This is a genomic window from Bartonella taylorii 8TBB (genome assembly GCF_902825155.1).
GTDB lineage: Bacteria > Pseudomonadota > Alphaproteobacteria > Rhizobiales > Rhizobiaceae > Bartonella > Bartonella taylorii_A.
The window spans coordinates 1-386 of record NZ_CADEAG010000221.1 but is presented as its reverse complement, the minus strand read 5'-3'; the positions used below and the strand labels follow the sequence as shown (position 1 = coordinate 386).

Below are 386 nucleotides of genomic sequence, written 5' to 3'. Positions count from 1 at the left end.
GTACTTCTCGCTAGCCAATTAGCTCTTGGACTTGTACGCTTAAAGACTAAATCTTTTTCAGGAGATTCTCGCCCACCAACAGAAATATACACTAAAAAATTGCTGCATGCCCTACCCTTTCAACTTAAAAATGGACAAAGAGAAGCAATAAAAGATATTGCTAATGATCTTGCTTCACCAGAACCAATGCTAAAGCTTCTCCAAGGTGATGTAGGAGCAGGAAAAACTGTTGTTGCACTAATAGCGATGGCACAGATTGCTGAAAATGCGGGACAGTCGGCATTAATGGCCCCAACAGAAGTTCTTGCCCGCCAGCATTTTGCGACAATTGCCCCTCTTGCCGCAAAGGCTGGATTACAAATCGTTCTCTTAACAGGGCGAGGAAA

General features: G+C 43.5%; 1 protein-coding gene. It reads left to right on the top strand.

From position 1 onward, the window contains the following. On the top strand, positions 1-386 hold a 386-nt coding region (locus J7R13_RS09380; RefSeq protein ID WP_208438359.1), incomplete at both ends, for a DEAD/DEAH box helicase.